Source organism: Pseudomonas sp. NY15356, assembly GCF_048068175.1.
Lineage (GTDB): Bacteria > Pseudomonadota > Gammaproteobacteria > Pseudomonadales > Pseudomonadaceae > Aquipseudomonas > Aquipseudomonas putida_K.
The window spans coordinates 75,890-88,577 of sequence record NZ_JBLUPW010000012.1; the positions used below are offsets into that span (position 1 = coordinate 75,890).

At 62.4% G+C, this 12,688-nt stretch carries 16 protein-coding genes and 1 pseudogene; 8 read left to right on the forward strand and 9 right to left on the reverse strand.

What is annotated here, in order from left to right; all coding sequences use genetic code 11:
- Positions 1-877 precede the first annotated feature (877 nt).
- The 3 genes and pseudogenes from ACNFCI_RS12150 to ACNFCI_RS12160 all read left to right on the forward strand — a co-directional run.
- Positions 878-1,081, forward strand: a pseudogene (locus tag ACNFCI_RS12150) (HAMP domain-containing protein); the annotation flags it as partial.
- Between the two features lie 111 nt (positions 1,082-1,192).
- Positions 1,193-1,936 (forward strand): methyl-accepting chemotaxis protein, encoded by a 744-nt coding sequence (locus ACNFCI_RS12155; protein WP_416768005.1) that lies wholly within the window; start codon positions 1,193-1,195, stop codon positions 1,934-1,936.
- A 476-nt stretch (positions 1,937-2,412) separates the two neighbouring features.
- A complete protein-coding gene (locus tag ACNFCI_RS12160; protein WP_368829212.1) occupies positions 2,413-3,474 on the forward strand; it encodes a hypothetical protein in 1,062 nt (353 codons plus the stop codon).
- Between the two features lie 54 nt (positions 3,475-3,528).
- Here ACNFCI_RS12160 and ACNFCI_RS12165 read toward each other — a convergent pair whose 3' ends face one another.
- The 3 genes from ACNFCI_RS12165 to ACNFCI_RS12175 are packed head-to-tail and all read right to left on the reverse strand — an operon-like array spanning position 3,529 to position 4,607.
- Positions 3,529-4,149 (reverse strand): SOS response-associated peptidase, encoded by a 621-nt coding sequence (locus ACNFCI_RS12165; RefSeq protein WP_084858567.1) that lies wholly within the window; start codon positions 4,147-4,149, stop codon positions 3,529-3,531.
- A gap of 12 nt (positions 4,150-4,161) precedes the next feature.
- Positions 4,162-4,422, reverse strand: a complete 261-nt coding sequence (locus ACNFCI_RS12170) for a putative signal transducing protein (protein ID WP_368829213.1) — start codon at positions 4,420-4,422, stop codon at positions 4,162-4,164.
- Positions 4,422-4,607, reverse strand: a complete 186-nt coding sequence (locus ACNFCI_RS12175) for a CPXCG motif-containing cysteine-rich protein (protein ID WP_084858569.1) — start codon at positions 4,605-4,607, stop codon at positions 4,422-4,424. Before ACNFCI_RS12175 ends, ACNFCI_RS12170 begins: the two co-directional genes overlap by 1 nt.
- A 121-nt stretch (positions 4,608-4,728) precedes the next feature.
- Between ACNFCI_RS12175 and ACNFCI_RS12180 the strand changes: the two genes are divergently transcribed.
- The gene (locus ACNFCI_RS12180) at positions 4,729-5,898 is read left to right on the forward strand and encodes a 1-acyl-sn-glycerol-3-phosphate acyltransferase (protein ID WP_172403055.1); all 1,170 of its coding nucleotides are present in this window, start codon (positions 4,729-4,731) and stop codon (positions 5,896-5,898) included.
- A 50-nt stretch (positions 5,899-5,948) separates the two neighbouring features.
- On the opposite strand, the gene ACNFCI_RS12185 is transcribed toward ACNFCI_RS12180, so the two are convergent.
- Positions 5,949-6,209 (reverse strand): hypothetical protein, encoded by a 261-nt coding sequence (locus tag ACNFCI_RS12185; protein WP_084858571.1) that lies wholly within the window; start codon positions 6,207-6,209, stop codon positions 5,949-5,951.
- 166 nt (positions 6,210-6,375) lie between these two features.
- On the opposite strand from ACNFCI_RS12185, the gene ACNFCI_RS12190 reads away from it, so the two are divergent.
- On the forward strand, positions 6,376-6,582 hold the full coding sequence (locus ACNFCI_RS12190; protein WP_084858572.1) for a hypothetical protein: 207 nt from the start codon (positions 6,376-6,378) through the stop codon (positions 6,580-6,582).
- A 112-nt stretch (positions 6,583-6,694) separates the two neighbouring features.
- Here the strand turns inward: ACNFCI_RS12190 and ACNFCI_RS12195 are convergent, their stop codons facing one another.
- Positions 6,695-7,279: a YajG family lipoprotein gene (locus ACNFCI_RS12195; RefSeq protein WP_084858573.1), complete on the reverse strand. Its 585-nt coding sequence runs from the start codon at positions 7,277-7,279 to the stop codon at positions 6,695-6,697.
- Positions 7,280-7,422: 143 nt separating this feature from the next.
- Between ACNFCI_RS12195 and ACNFCI_RS12200 the strand changes: the two genes are divergently transcribed.
- Entirely contained in the window at positions 7,423-7,656 is a 234-nt protein-coding gene (locus ACNFCI_RS12200) for a hypothetical protein (protein ID WP_084858574.1), read from the forward strand.
- A 601-nt stretch (positions 7,657-8,257) separates the two neighbouring features.
- The gene (gene mqo / locus ACNFCI_RS12205) at positions 8,258-9,766 is read left to right on the forward strand and encodes a malate dehydrogenase (quinone) (protein ID WP_084858575.1); all 1,509 of its coding nucleotides are present in this window, start codon (positions 8,258-8,260) and stop codon (positions 9,764-9,766) included.
- 153 nt (positions 9,767-9,919) lie between these two features.
- Here the strand turns inward: mqo and ACNFCI_RS12210 are convergent, their stop codons facing one another.
- The 4 genes from ACNFCI_RS12210 to ACNFCI_RS12225 all read right to left on the reverse strand — a co-directional run bounded on the left by ACNFCI_RS12210 (position 9,920) and on the right by ACNFCI_RS12225 (position 11,883).
- Entirely contained in the window at positions 9,920-10,210 is a 291-nt protein-coding gene (locus tag ACNFCI_RS12210) for a PA4642 family protein (protein ID WP_084858576.1), read from the reverse strand.
- 69 nt (positions 10,211-10,279) lie between these two features.
- A complete protein-coding gene (locus ACNFCI_RS12215; protein ID WP_084858577.1) occupies positions 10,280-10,750 on the reverse strand; it encodes a hypothetical protein in 471 nt (156 codons plus the stop codon).
- A 99-nt stretch (positions 10,751-10,849) separates the two neighbouring features.
- The gene (locus tag ACNFCI_RS12220; protein WP_084858578.1) at positions 10,850-11,323 is read right to left on the reverse strand and encodes a WbuC family cupin fold metalloprotein; all 474 of its coding nucleotides are present in this window, start codon (positions 11,321-11,323) and stop codon (positions 10,850-10,852) included.
- Between the two features lie 2 nt (positions 11,324-11,325).
- Positions 11,326-11,883 (reverse strand): hypoxanthine-guanine phosphoribosyltransferase, encoded by a 558-nt coding sequence (locus ACNFCI_RS12225; RefSeq protein ID WP_084858579.1) that lies wholly within the window; start codon positions 11,881-11,883, stop codon positions 11,326-11,328.
- A 165-nt stretch (positions 11,884-12,048) separates the two neighbouring features.
- On the opposite strand from ACNFCI_RS12225, the gene upp reads away from it, so the two are divergent.
- Positions 12,049-12,687 carry a uracil phosphoribosyltransferase gene (upp, locus tag ACNFCI_RS12230; RefSeq protein ID WP_028691132.1) on the forward strand — a complete coding sequence of 213 codons (639 nt, stop codon included), beginning with the start codon at positions 12,049-12,051 and terminating at the stop codon, positions 12,685-12,687.
- Position 12,688: the final 1 nt, after the last annotated feature.

A 12,688-nucleotide genomic window follows, 5' to 3' on the forward strand; every position in this document is an offset into this window, starting at 1 on the left:
CGGCCTCGAAGCGCCCCTTCTGATCGCCCGAAGCCTGGCCACCAGCAACGCAATGATCGGCATGCAAGGCGCAGACGGCCAGCCGCTGATGCGCATCGACCGCGAGCACCTGGCCAACCAGCTCAAGCGCACCGTGGAGGTCAACCCGACGGTGCTCGGCGCCTACCTGGGCTGGGAGCCCAACGCGCTGGACCACGACGATGCGCGCTATGTCGGCAGCAACCTGGTGGGCGTCGACGGCGCCACCGGCCGCTTCCTGCCCTGGTGGTTCCGCAATGGTGACGGCAGCCTCGGCCAGGACAAGCTGATCGATGTCGACGACCACACGGTGCTGGCCACCGGCGTGCGTGCCAGTGAGTACTACCTGTGCCCGAAGGAGTCGAAAAAGGCCTGCGTGATCGATCCGGCGCCGTACAAGGTCGGCGACAAGACCGTCATGCTCGCCTCTTTCGTCGAACCGATCCTGGTCAACGGCCAGTTCCAGGGCATCGCCGGTGCCGACCTGTCGGTTGACTTCATCCAGGACCTGCTCAATGCCGCCGACCAGCAGCTGTACGGTGGCGCCGGCGAGCTGGCCCTGGTATCGAGCAATGGCCGCCTGGTGGCCTACACCCGCGACGCGTCCAAGTTCGGCGAAAAGGCCGATGACGTACTGGACGCCGAACAGGCCGGTACGCTGAAGAACCTGAGCGGCGACGACCTGCACTACGAAATCGACGAGGTCAAGGACCGCATCGAGCTGTACCTGCCGTTCCGGGTCGCCAACACGGCTGCACGCTGGTCCCTGCTGCTGGAGCTGCCGCTGAGCACCGTCATGGCGGACGTGCACAAACTGCAGCAGGACCTGGCCGAGCAACGCCGTACCGATATCACCGGCATGACCCTGGTAGGCCTGGGCATCGCCGCCGTCGGCCTGCTGGTGATCTGGTTGCTGGCCCACGGCATCGCCCGCCCGCTGCGCCAGATGGTCGCCATGCTCGATGACATCGCCCAGGGCGAAGGCGACCTGACCCGTCGCCTGCATAGCGACCGCGCCGACGAACTGGGCGCCATCGCCAAAGGCTTCAACACCTTCCTGGCCAAGCTGCAGGCGATGATCAGCCAGGTGGTCGGCTCGGTGCAGAAAGTCAGCGACTCGTCGGAGCACACCGCCGACATCGCCATCCGCACCAACCAGGGCGTGCACAAGCAAATGGCCGAGATCGACCAGGTGGCCACTGCGGTGCAGGAAATGACCGCCACTGCACAAGACGTGGCACGCAACGCCACCCATGCCGCCCAGGCCGCGAACAACGCCGATCAGGCCGCCAATCAAGGCCTGCTGATCGTGCGCGACACGTCCCACTCGATCAGCGCGCTGGCCACCGAAATCAGCCGCGCGGTCACTGTGGTGCAGACCCTGGCCCGCGACAGCGAGAACATCAATGCGATCCTGGTGGCGATCCGCGCCATCGCCGAGCAGACCAACCTGCTGGCGCTCAACGCCGCCATCGAAGCCGCCCGAGCCGGCGAACAGGGCCGAGGTTTCGCGGTGGTCGCCGACGAGGTGCGCAACCTGGCGCAGAAGACCCAGCAGGCCACCGAGGAAATCCAGCAGATGATCCAGCAGCTGCAACAGGGAACCCGTGAAGTGGTCCGGGTGATGGAAGACAGCCAGGGCAAGACCGACGACAGCGTGCAGCAGGCCAGCCGCGCCGCCGAAGCACTGGAAAGCATTACCCAGGCGGTATCGGTGATCAACGACATGAACACCCAGATCGCCAGCGCTGCCGAGCAGCAAAGCGCAGTGGCCGAGGACATCAACCGCAACGTCATCAATATCGGCCAGGTAGCCGGTGAAGTGGCCGGCGGTGCGGACGAGTCCAGCCAGGCCAGTGCCGAACTGACCAAGCTGGCCGAGCAGCAGCGACGGTTGATCAATCAGTTCCGCGTCTGAAGGGCCGGGCCCAATCGCGGGGCAAGCCGGACCGCCGAGCCCACAGGGATTTCGCAAGTCTCGAGAGCGGCGCAATCTCGGTGGGAGCTGGCGACAGCCTGCGATGGGCTGCAAAGCAGCCCCAAGCCCTCAAACGGTAGAGCGCATCCAGACTCAAGGGGCCGCTTTGCGGCCCATCGCAGGCTCCGCCAGCTCCCACGAAGCAAGCGGAGCCTGGGCCGTATTGGCACGGCTGAGCAGTATTAAACCAATCGAACACACTTTGAGCTTGTCCAGCACCATAGAATCTCCCACAGGTACAGCACCGTTTTTGAAATCGGCGCTGTACCTGCAGCACACCATCATCGGGCGCATGCCTGGCGGGCTGAACGTGCATTGTCGTATTGCCACCTACACAGCCTAGCAAGACACGGAGTTATCAGCCCTTCTGAAAAAACGCACAGTCAAGGCTCCACCAAACAAGCCAAGGACACAGCATGACTGTTCAACCCACCGCGACTCCTGCGCTTCCCGAAATCGCCTATTTCCAGATATTCCGGGTCTATCACAGCGCAGCGCAGCCCAACGCAACGCATTATCTGTTCGGCAACAGCCGCCAGCGGATCGCGCTCACGATCGAAGTACTGGCCCGGGATGCCCAGGGCCGAAAAGTCGACCTTTCCCCCAGGCACCTGGCGGCCCTACGGCTCGTTGAAGTGGACCAGTACGGCTCCCCGACAGGCCCAGCGATTGCTCATGAAGCCGACCCCGAAACCTTGACCGGCTGGAGTACTTACGCCGGCCCGAGTGAATATGTATACGATGAGCGCTTGGTAAAGAAACTCGGTAAAGGCGTTGTTCAAGACGACCGACGAGCGCCCGAAGCAGCCGGCCATGATGCCCTGGCAATAGAAACGGACAGCGCGCAAATCTGGGTGGCCACGAGCAAAAGCGATACAAAGAGGTTCGCTGCCAAACTGGGGAACTTCGTCTCGTCTGAGCAGGATATCCATGCACAGTGGATACGCCTGGCAGCCGTCAAGGTGGACACTGCCAAGGTCGATTTCAAGCATGAGGAAGTCAGAGCTTACAGCGGCTATTACGAAGATGAGCGCGGCTACAATAACTTCATACGGGCCCTTGCTTCAGACGGCGAAAAAATCAAGCTCAAGTACATCTCCATGCCCGGCATCTGGTGGGACAGGGGCGAGGTATACAAGACCGAATATTCGTTCTGTGTCTCGGGACATGCAGGCCAGACCCAGATCAACTCAGAAGGATTGCCGCCTTATCTAAATTATATTGATCAGGTAGGTGATAAATATCCTCCGCTTAACGCCTTGCGTCCCCAGACGGTAGTCAATCCGCGAGAGGACGAAGTGGTAATCATCATGTTCCTGAGCCCTGAGCACTGGCGGTTCCATGAACACGATTTCACCCAGGCAGAAGATAAAGAAGTACATGATGGCGATATCACAGACGTACATGGCAACGTCTACCCGTTACGGTTCAGATATTCCATCATCACGCGAGTGGACTTGATCATTGAAAAGCGCTAAACCCCATTCCAGACGGGCAGCCTGGCGGAGGATCGTTCAAAAACCGTAAAAGCCTCAAGCTGGCGTCAGGCACTGCGGCCCGTCGAGCTTCGGATCGTTGACGAAATGTGCCAGCGCCCGCTCGCGCAACGTCGCTGGCCGGCTGGCCAACAGCTCATGCAAGCGTGCCAACGGCGTGTCCGGATCGAGCCAGGCCGCCTGCCCGGCCTCGTCGAGGATCAACGGCCGGCGCTGGCTCATCGCCGCCTGGGTCACCACGGCGCAGCTCAGCCATACCTGGCCCTGCACCGGATATTCTTCCCACACCCCGGCGAAGAACAGTGATGCCCCCTCCCCCGGCGTGAGCCAGTACGGGCGCTTGCGCACGGTGCCGCGCCATTCGTAGAAGCCGTTGGCCGGCAGCAGGCAGCGTCGCTGGCGAAAGGCGTCGCGAAACATCGGCTGCTCGGCCAGGGTTTCGGCGCGGGCCTGGGCCGGGGTGCGGGAAAGGTCGGTGAGCCACGCCGGGGTCAGCCCCCAGCGGGCCCTGGCCAGCTCCAGCCGACCATGGAGCTGGCGCTGAATCAGCACCGAAGCGCCCGGGGCAATGTTCCATTGCGCCTGCTGGTCGGCAGGGTAGCCCGGCAAGGCGGCAAAGGCCGGGGACCAGCGAAACAGGGCGTAGCGTCCACACATGGCGATAAAAACTCAGCAGATCAGGGTTCCGGGAAAACTCTCCGGTTCGTCGCCGGCAAGTGGCAGGGCGGCATTGTACGCATCGATCAACTGCCGTGCGTACCCGGCCTGTTCATCAGGCACCGCCAGGCCCAGCAATCCCTGAATCGGCAATTCACCCACGCCACCGACCAGGTCGCGCCCCACCAGGTGCACCTCGACGCCCTCGCTGGCGAGCATGCCCACCAGCAACTGCGCCTCCATCAGGCTTTCCGGTTCGTAGATCCGTTTCATCAAGCGTCATCCTCGCGTCGTGCTTCGAGCATCCATTCGTCACCATGCACCTGCAGGATGAACACGATGGGCTGGCAACAGACTTGGCAGTCTTCGGTATAGACCTGGTCGCCACCGGAAATGTCCACAGTGGTCTCCACCGTTTCGCCGCAATAGGGACAACGATAGAAGTCGATCTCCAGCATCGCGGCCTCCGCGCTGACTTATGCGTATAATTGCCGGTCTGTTTACAGGGCCTGCGTGTGTCCGAGCCGTTTTTCGGGCCCCACCCCTACTTATTACCCTAGCCGTTTCCAACAAGAGAGCATGATGGGCGAATTCGATGCCATCCGACCGTACGACGACGCTGAGGTGCCTGCTGTTCTGGCACGCCTGCTCAGCGACCCGGCATTCCTGGATATCCTCACCCACTTCCGCTTCCCACGGGCAGCCGGCGCCTTCGGCTGGCTGCTCAAGCCGCTGATCGCCCGCCGCCTGCGCAAGGAGTTCGCTGGCGTCAAATGCGTCTCGACCCTGCAGGACAAGGTCGAGTACTACGTCGACCAGACCATCGAGCGGGCCACGGACGGCGTGACCTATTCCGGCGTCGAACAGCTCAAGTCGGGCACCGCCTACCTGTTCCTGGCCAACCACCGGGACATCGTCATGGACCCGGCCTTCGTCAACTACGCGGTGTACCACGCCGGCTTGCCGACGCCACGCATCGCCATTGGCGACAACCTGCTGCAAAAGCCCTTCGTCAGCGACATGATGCGCCTGAACAAGAGCTTCATCGTGCATCGCTCGCTGAGCGGTCGCCGGGAGAAGCTGGCCGCCTACCAGCTGCTGTCGGCCTACATCAACCACTCGATACGCAACGATTGCGTGTCGATCTGGATCGCCCAGGCCGAAGGGCGAGCCAAGGACGGCGACGACCGTACCGATTCGGCGATCCTCAAGATGTTCCACATGAGCCGCAAGGACGAGCCGTTCGGCGCGGTGATCCAGGGCCTGAACCTGATCCCGGTGTCGATCAGCTACGAGTACGACCCGTGCGACCTGGCCAAGGCCAGGGAGCTGTACATCCGCGCCACCACAGGCACCTACAAGAAGGCGCCCGGCGAAGACGACAACAGCATCGCCCAGGGCATCACCGGGTACAAAGGCCGGGTCCACATCAATTTCGCGCCCCCGGTGACCGAGTATTACGAGGACACCAAGCAGCTGGCACAAGAAATCGACCGGCAGATTCTCGGCGGCTATCGCCTGTTCCCGGTGCATTACCTGGCGTATGAGATGTGGAGCGAGGCAGACCCGGCCTTGCAGGTGCCGAATGCGCAGAAGCTGTTTCCAGCCGAGGAGTTGGCCAAGGCCAAGGAAGAATGGCAGCGCCGCCTGGACGCCTGCCCGACCGAGCAGCAGCCGTACCTGGTACAGCAGTACGCGACGCCGGTGCGCAACCAGTATCAGGTCAAGGCGCAAAGCCCGGTCGCCTGACAGGCGTGCTGTGGGTGCGGGCTCGCCCGCCCCACAGGGTTATCAGGTGTTCAGATCCAGGTGCTGAACCAGGACAGCAGCAGCGCCATGGCCAGGCAGGAAAAACCGAGGATGTAGTAATAGCGCGGCACGCGTTGACCGAAGGCATCGACCGCCACCTCGTCACTCACCACGCGCTCGCGCACCACCGCCTCTCGCCGCCGGGCACTGTGCAGCAACATGCCGCCCGGGCAGGTGATCAGCAGGGCAAGCAGGTTGATCAACTTGGCTGGATGGGCGGCCAGGAATCCCCAGAGCACTTGCAAGGACATCGCAACAACCTCGGTAAAGACAAAGAACGACAGCGAAGGCCGGCATTCTACCCAAGCCCGCCTCTGACGCCCGGGTTTTGCGACCAGCTGTCGTTAATTTCATCTGTCACACGCTCGTCATGAGAAGACGCCACTCTGTCGGCCTTTTCCTACAACGGAGCTAGACATGCTGCACGCCGAAAACCAGGACCGCCTCTATCTCGTCACCCAGAGCGATGAACAGCAGGCGCTGATCGACGGCTTCGCCATCAACGTCCAGGATCACCAGTGGTTGGTCTATTGCGCGCTGGGCGGCCATGCCCACCAGGACCTGCCGGAAGTCGACCCGGGCACAGGCCTGAGCGTGATCGATTTCCACATCGCCGCAGCCTGACGCCACATCTGCAGGAGCGGCCTTGCGCCGCCCCGACAATCGCCAGCCAAAACACACAAAAAAGCCCGCCACCGGATGACCGAGCAGCGGGCTTTTTATTGACGCGTAACGCTTATTCGCCCAGCACCTGACCGATGGTCGGGTCTTTGAACAGGCGGGTCAGGGCATCGCTGAGCACGTCACCCACCAGCTTGGTGTTGGTTTCCTGGTTCGGCGCCATGCCGAAGCGTTGGTCCAGCGAGGCGCCGTAGCGACCGCTGTAGCGGCGGTTGGCGTTGGACACGTCGGCACGGAAGGTGGCGCCAATGGTGGCTTCGGTCACGTACAGGTTGTCCTTGGGCGACTGGTACTTGAGCTCGGCCAGGGTCACGGTCAGCTGCGGCGCGTTGTAGGCGTTGGGCGTCGGGGTGAAGCCGAGCAGGCGCACCGCCGCCTCGGCCTGGGCTTGCAGCTTGGGCACGATGTCATTGCCACTGACGCTGATGGTGCTGGTTTCAGGGTACATGCCACCGCGGGTGCCCAGGGACTGCGAAGCACGCCCGTCGACCACCTTGACCACCACCGGCTGGCCACGACCGACCGGGTTGAGCTGGGCGGTGAGCTTGGGTTGCGGGCTGAGTTGTTGCGGGCTGTGGGCACAACCGACCAGGCTCAGGCTGGCCACCGCGATCAAACCGAACAACAGTCGTTGCAACATGCGCGTTTCTCCAGAAAATGCGGCAAAGGCCCACAGTATACCCAGTCGCGCGCGAACCAGTCATCGGAGCGGGCACGCTGTCACATTGGTTTCATGCCCTGCACCTATCCTGTGGCCAGACCGAACGAACAGGATCGCTCGCCATGGCCTCGCTCTGGAACCTGCTTTTCTCCCGCCCCCGCCAGAACACCTACGCCCGCCTCGACGCCGACGGCAGATGCCTTGGGTTCATGCACTGCACTCGGCTGCCCGTCAGCAGCGGCTGGGTCCAGGTCAACGAAGCGCACCTGGGCTGGCTGGGCCAGCCACTACCGGCCAGCGCCCGGGTTTGCGCACGCGCAAGCCGTCGCTGGCAACAACGCACCCTGCCGGCCTGACAAACGCAGCAATAAAAAGCCATTAAGCGCACCTTTCTGCCCGCGACATCGTTATAATCTCCCCCCGATTATAAGGACGTCTCCTGATCGGGCCCCGCATCGCCGTTGACCACGGCACCTTCGACGCTTCGCCCACAGAGAGCCTTCCACTCAGGTCTTGCATCGGCTGTCGTGCCTGCTGTTCCCGGCCTTCGCACTGCATGAACCTGTGGGTTGCCATCGCGCAGTCCCTTTTGAGGTTCACGTTCCAAAAGAACGTGAAAAAACGGGTTTTTCAAACTTCACAAGAGTGTGGCGAGCAAAATGAACAGTCTGGCATGTGCAAAAGCGACAGATGCGTCCCGAACAGCCTCGAACAGACGACAACAGCCTTCATCCTCGATGGGGTGCTGAGGCCGGTCCATACCGCACGGCGGACACCTTGACCATAAGTCGCATTGCCGCACCCGTGGCAAACGGCGTTCAATATGTGAACACCAAGACTGAATTGGCAGTGTCCGCGGAAGTGGCAAGAACTGCGAAGAGTCGGACATGGCGATCCTGGCCACCCCAGTGATCCTATGCTGTCAATTAGGTGCTGTAGATTGTGGAGACGCGTTAAATGGCGCAGAACGAATCGGTTGATGTAGTACTGGTAGGCGCGGGCATCATGAGTGCCACCCTGGCCGTACTGCTCAAGGAACTCGACCCGTCGATCAAGCTGGAGGTCGTCGAGGCGATGGACTCCGGTGCCGCGGAAAGTTCCAACCCCTGGAACAACGCAGGGACGGGCCATGCTGGCCTGTGCGAGCTGAACTATACGCCCCAGGCCGCCGATGGCAGCATCGACATCAAGAAGGCCGTGCACATCAATACCCAGTTCGAGGTGTCCCGCCAGTTCTGGGCCTATCTCATTCGCAAGGGCGGCTTCGGCTCGCCACGCGCCTTCATCAACCCGGTGCCGCACCTGAGCTACGTCGAAGGCGACAAGGGTGTTGCATTCCTCAAGAAGCGCTTCGAGCTGCTCAAGCAGCATCACGCCTTCGCCGAGATGGAATACACCGAAGACAAGGCCGTGATGAACGAGTGGATGCCACTGATGATGCCAGGCCGCCCGGCCGACCAGCACATCGCCGCCACCCGCGTGATCAAAGGTACCGATGTCAATTTCGGCGCCCTGACCAACAAGCTGCTCAAGCAACTGGGCAACTGCCCGGACGCCCAGGTCAAGTACAGCAAGAAAGTCGTCGGCCTGCGTCGCAACGGCAGCGGCTGGACCGTCAGCATCAAAGACGTCAACAGCGGCGGCAGCCGTGAGGTCGATGCCCGCTTCGTGTTCCTCGGCGCCGGCGGTGCGGCCCTGCCGCTGCTGCAGATGTCCGGTATCCCCGAGAGCAAGGGCTTCGGTGGCTTCCCGGTCAGCGGCCAGTGGCTGCGCTGCGACAACCCGGAGATCGTCAAGCAGCACCAGGCCAAGGTCTACAGCCAGGCTGCGGTCGGCGCGCCCCCCATGTCGGTCCCGCACCTCGATACCCGCGTGGTGGACGGCAAGAAGTCCCTGCTGTTCGGCCCATACGCAGGCTTCACCACCAAGTTCCTCAAGCATGGCTCCCTGCTCGACCTGCCGTTGTCGGTACGTATGGGCAACATCGGCCCGATGCTGGCCGTGGCCCGCGACAACATGGACCTGACCAAGTACCTGGTCAGCGAAGTGATGCAGTCGATGGAACAGCGCCTGGAGTCCCTGCGCCGCTTCTACCCTGAAGCCAAGGCCGAGGACTGGCGTCTGGAAGTCGCCGGCCAACGCGTGCAGATCATCAAGAAGGACCCGAAGAAGGGCGGTATCCTGCAGTTCGGCACCGAACTGGTTTCGGCCCAGGATGGCAGCCTCGCCGCACTGCTCGGCGCCTCGCCAGGCGCTTCGGTGACCGTGTCGATCATGCTCGAGCTGATCGAGCGCTGCTTCCCCGAGCAGGCCAAGGGTGCCTGGGCTGCCAAGCTCAAGGAGATCTTCCCGGCCCGCGAGAAGGTCCTGGCGACCGATGCTGCGCTCTACCACAAGATCAGCGCGCAGAACGACGAAGCGCTGGAAATGGTCGAGGACAGCAGCCCGGCGCAGCACTACGCCTGAGTCGGCCTGTAACGAAAAAACGCCCTTCGGGGCGTTTTTTGTGCCTGATGTATCGGTGTCAGCCCTATCGCGGGACAGGCCCGCGCCTACAAGTGTACGAGTACCTGGTGGAAGCGGGCTTGCCCCGCGATAGGGCCGGTACAGGCCTGCCTCTCAGCCTCGAGCGTTATTGATGATCTCGATGTACTCGGCCGCATTACGCTGGTCGGCAATCAGCTCGACGAAGGTCTTGCCATGTTCGTCCTTGCCGTCCAGGTCCAGGCCAGCCTCGACGAAGAAGCCGACGAAGCGCTCGAAGTCGTCGACACGCAGGCCACGGTAGGCTTTGACCAGCTTGTGCAGCGAAGGCGAGGTCAGCGCATCGGCCGGCTCGAACCGAAGGAACGTCTTGACGTAGTCGTCGCTGATCTCGTCACCAATCACCTGCTTCTTGTCTTTACGCATTGCCGACTCCAAGTGGACCATCACGGACATTTCAAAGGCCGGCAGTGTACCCCTCGTGGGCCACGGGCCTCAACGCGTACGAACGGTGCCGGTATGCAGGTCGGCCCACACGTGGCCGTTGGGGTAGGTGAGAAACTGCACGTACAGGGTTTCGTTGCGCAGCAGGTCCATGATCATGCGGTAGTTGGCCATCGGGTAGCTCAACGTCAAGGTCCGCGTTTTCTCATCATAGGCCGGCTTCTTCAGGCTCTTGCCGCCTTCCCCATCGAAATTGACCAGCACCTGACTGATGGTCGCCCCCTTGCTCAGCGGCTTGCCCTTCAGACGCAGCAACAGCGAGGAGGTGATCGGGATCGGTTGCTGGTCGGACTGGCGCTGGATGCCGGCCACCACCGAATAGTCGGTTACCTGCAACAATTGCTGGGCCGAAGGGGCTTGCTGGCGCAGGGTCAGATCGTCGGGCGGCAGGAACTGGCCATGCAACGGCGCCGCAGACAGCGGCAGGCTCACCGCCAGCAGGAAGGGAAGAATCGCACGCATGTGAGGCTCCTTGGCAGGGAGGACCACTCTAGCATGGTGCTGGCCTGAAGCGCGTGGGGACGCGTTGCGCCGCGAAAGGGCTGCAACGCAGCCGCAGAATCACTCGAACTGCGCACGCATCCAGGCGTGGTACTCGGCCACGCCTTCTTCGCCTTCGCGCGGCGCCCAGTGGGCATGCTCGCCCTCGCCCACCGGCCGATACGGCCCGGCCTTGCACTCGAACAGAATGCTGTCGGCCTCCAGCACCACCAGCCCATGGTAGGTGCCTGGTGCCAGGTCGACGCCCAGGCAATCGCCCCCGGCCGCCAATACGCGCTTGTCGATCACCACGCCATGGTCGTCGAAGATCAACAGACCAAGGCGCCCCTTGAGCACGATCAGCGCCTCGGCCTTGTCATCGCTCAGGTGACGATGGGGCGGGATGTAGGTGGTCGGCTGCAGGCCAACGGCCATTCGGTGGCACGGCTCTTCCATCTGGTGGAAATTGTGATGCTGGCGGCCGCGCGGGTTGCCGGCGGCCTTTTGCGCCAACCCAGCAAACAGCGTGTGGTCGATGAATGCGGGCTGGCGCATGGTCACAGGCCCTTGACGGCGAAGATGCCGTTGGCGTTGCGCCAGTAGCCTTTGTAGTCCATCCCGTAGCCGAAGATGTAGCGGTCGACGCACGGCAGGCCTACGTAGTTCGCCTTCAGGTCCGGGCTGGCCTTGCGGTCGTGGTCCTTGTCGATCAGCACGGCGGTGTGCACCGAGCGGGCGCCGGCATGCTTGCAGAAGTCGATGATGGCGCTGAGGGTGTGGCCTTCGTCGAGGATGTCGTCGACGATCAGCACGTCGCGGTCGATGAACGAGATCTCGGGCTTGGCTTTCCAGAACAGTTCGCCGCCGCTGGTCTGGTTGCGGTAGCGCGAAGCGTGCAGGTAAGAGGCTTCCAGCGGGAACTGCAGGTGGGTCAGCAGCTTGCCGGCGAAGATCAGGCCGCCGTTCATGACGCAGAAGACCACCGGGTTCTTGTCGTGCAGGTCTTGGCAGATCTGCTGGCCGACCTTGGCGATGGCCGCTTCGACCTCGGCTTCGGTGTACAGGCAGTCAGCCTCGCGCATGACTTGACGGATATGCTCGAGATCGGCGGACATGGCGCTCTCCAGGGGGCTCGGAATTGGAAAAGCGGGCAAAGGTACGCATCCGCTCGTCACAGATCAAGCATTTATGGACTAACGTGCAGAATGACTGGACGACAGCTCAGGCTGAATAGATTAATCTAGCGCGGTTTTTTTGCCCGCCTCCCGGAGCCCTCCCCTATGCCTACTCGTGAGATCCGCCATCCGCTGATCCGCCACAAGCTCGGCCTGATGCGCCGTGCCGATATCAGCACCAAGAACTTTCGCGAACTCGCCCAGGAAGTCGGCGCCCTCCTGACCTATGAAGCCACCCAGGACCTGCCGCTCGAAACCTACGAGATCGACGGCTGGTGCGGCAAAGTGCAGGTCGAGAAGATCGCCGGCAAGAAGATCACCGTGGTCCCGATCCTGCGCGCCGGCATCGGCATGCTCGATGGCGTGCTCAGCCTGGTGCCGGGCGCCAAGGTGAGTGCCGTGGGCGTTGCCCGCAACGAAGAAACCCTCGAAGCGCACACCTACCTGGAAAAACTCGCGCCGGACATCAACCAGCGCCTGGCCCTGATCATCGACCCGATGCTGGCCACCGGCGGTTCGATGGTCGCCACCATCGACCTGCTGAAAAAGGCCGGCTGCAAGGAGATCCGCGCGATGGTCCTGGTCGCGGCCCCCGAAGGCATCGCCGTGGTGGAAAAAGCCCACCCCGACGTGCAGATCTACACCGCCTCGATCGACCAGCGCCTGAACGAACACGGCTATATCGTCCCAGGCCTGGGCGATGCCGGCGACAAGATCTTCGGCACCAAGCAGAAGGACGCCTGAT

What these genes read in the sequence shown, in the direction of transcription:
- ACNFCI_RS12155 (WP_416768005.1), top strand. Translation starts at nt 1,193, where the DNA reads ATGGCCGAGATCGACCAGGTGGCCACTGCGGTGCAGGAAATGACCGCC.
- ACNFCI_RS12160 (WP_368829212.1), top strand. Translation starts at nt 2,413, where the DNA reads ATGACTGTTCAACCCACCGCGACTCCTGCGCTTCCCGAAATCGCCTAT.
- ACNFCI_RS12165 (WP_084858567.1), bottom strand. Translation starts at nt 4,149, where the DNA reads ATGTGTGGACGCTACGCCCTGTTTCGCTGGTCCCCGGCCTTTGCCGCC.
- ACNFCI_RS12170 (WP_368829213.1), bottom strand. Translation starts at nt 4,422, where the DNA reads ATGAAACGGATCTACGAACCGGAAAGCCTGATGGAGGCGCAGTTGCTG.
- ACNFCI_RS12175 (WP_084858569.1), bottom strand. Translation starts at nt 4,607, where the DNA reads ATGCTGGAGATCGACTTCTATCGTTGTCCCTATTGCGGCGAAACGGTG.
- ACNFCI_RS12180 (WP_172403055.1), top strand. Translation starts at nt 4,729, where the DNA reads ATGATGGGCGAATTCGATGCCATCCGACCGTACGACGACGCTGAGGTG.
- ACNFCI_RS12185 (WP_084858571.1), bottom strand. Translation starts at nt 6,209, where the DNA reads ATGTCCTTGCAAGTGCTCTGGGGATTCCTGGCCGCCCATCCAGCCAAG.
- ACNFCI_RS12190 (WP_084858572.1), top strand. Translation starts at nt 6,376, where the DNA reads ATGCTGCACGCCGAAAACCAGGACCGCCTCTATCTCGTCACCCAGAGC.
- ACNFCI_RS12195 (WP_084858573.1), bottom strand. Translation starts at nt 7,279, where the DNA reads ATGTTGCAACGACTGTTGTTCGGTTTGATCGCGGTGGCCAGCCTGAGC.
- ACNFCI_RS12200 (WP_084858574.1), top strand. Translation starts at nt 7,423, where the DNA reads ATGGCCTCGCTCTGGAACCTGCTTTTCTCCCGCCCCCGCCAGAACACC.
- mqo (WP_084858575.1), top strand. Translation starts at nt 8,258, where the DNA reads ATGGCGCAGAACGAATCGGTTGATGTAGTACTGGTAGGCGCGGGCATC.
- ACNFCI_RS12210 (WP_084858576.1), bottom strand. Translation starts at nt 10,210, where the DNA reads ATGCGTAAAGACAAGAAGCAGGTGATTGGTGACGAGATCAGCGACGAC.
- ACNFCI_RS12215 (WP_084858577.1), bottom strand. Translation starts at nt 10,750, where the DNA reads ATGCGTGCGATTCTTCCCTTCCTGCTGGCGGTGAGCCTGCCGCTGTCT.
- ACNFCI_RS12220 (WP_084858578.1), bottom strand. Translation starts at nt 11,323, where the DNA reads ATGCGCCAGCCCGCATTCATCGACCACACGCTGTTTGCTGGGTTGGCG.
- ACNFCI_RS12225 (WP_084858579.1), bottom strand. Translation starts at nt 11,883, where the DNA reads ATGTCCGCCGATCTCGAGCATATCCGTCAAGTCATGCGCGAGGCTGAC.
- upp (WP_028691132.1), top strand. Translation starts at nt 12,049, where the DNA reads ATGCCTACTCGTGAGATCCGCCATCCGCTGATCCGCCACAAGCTCGGC.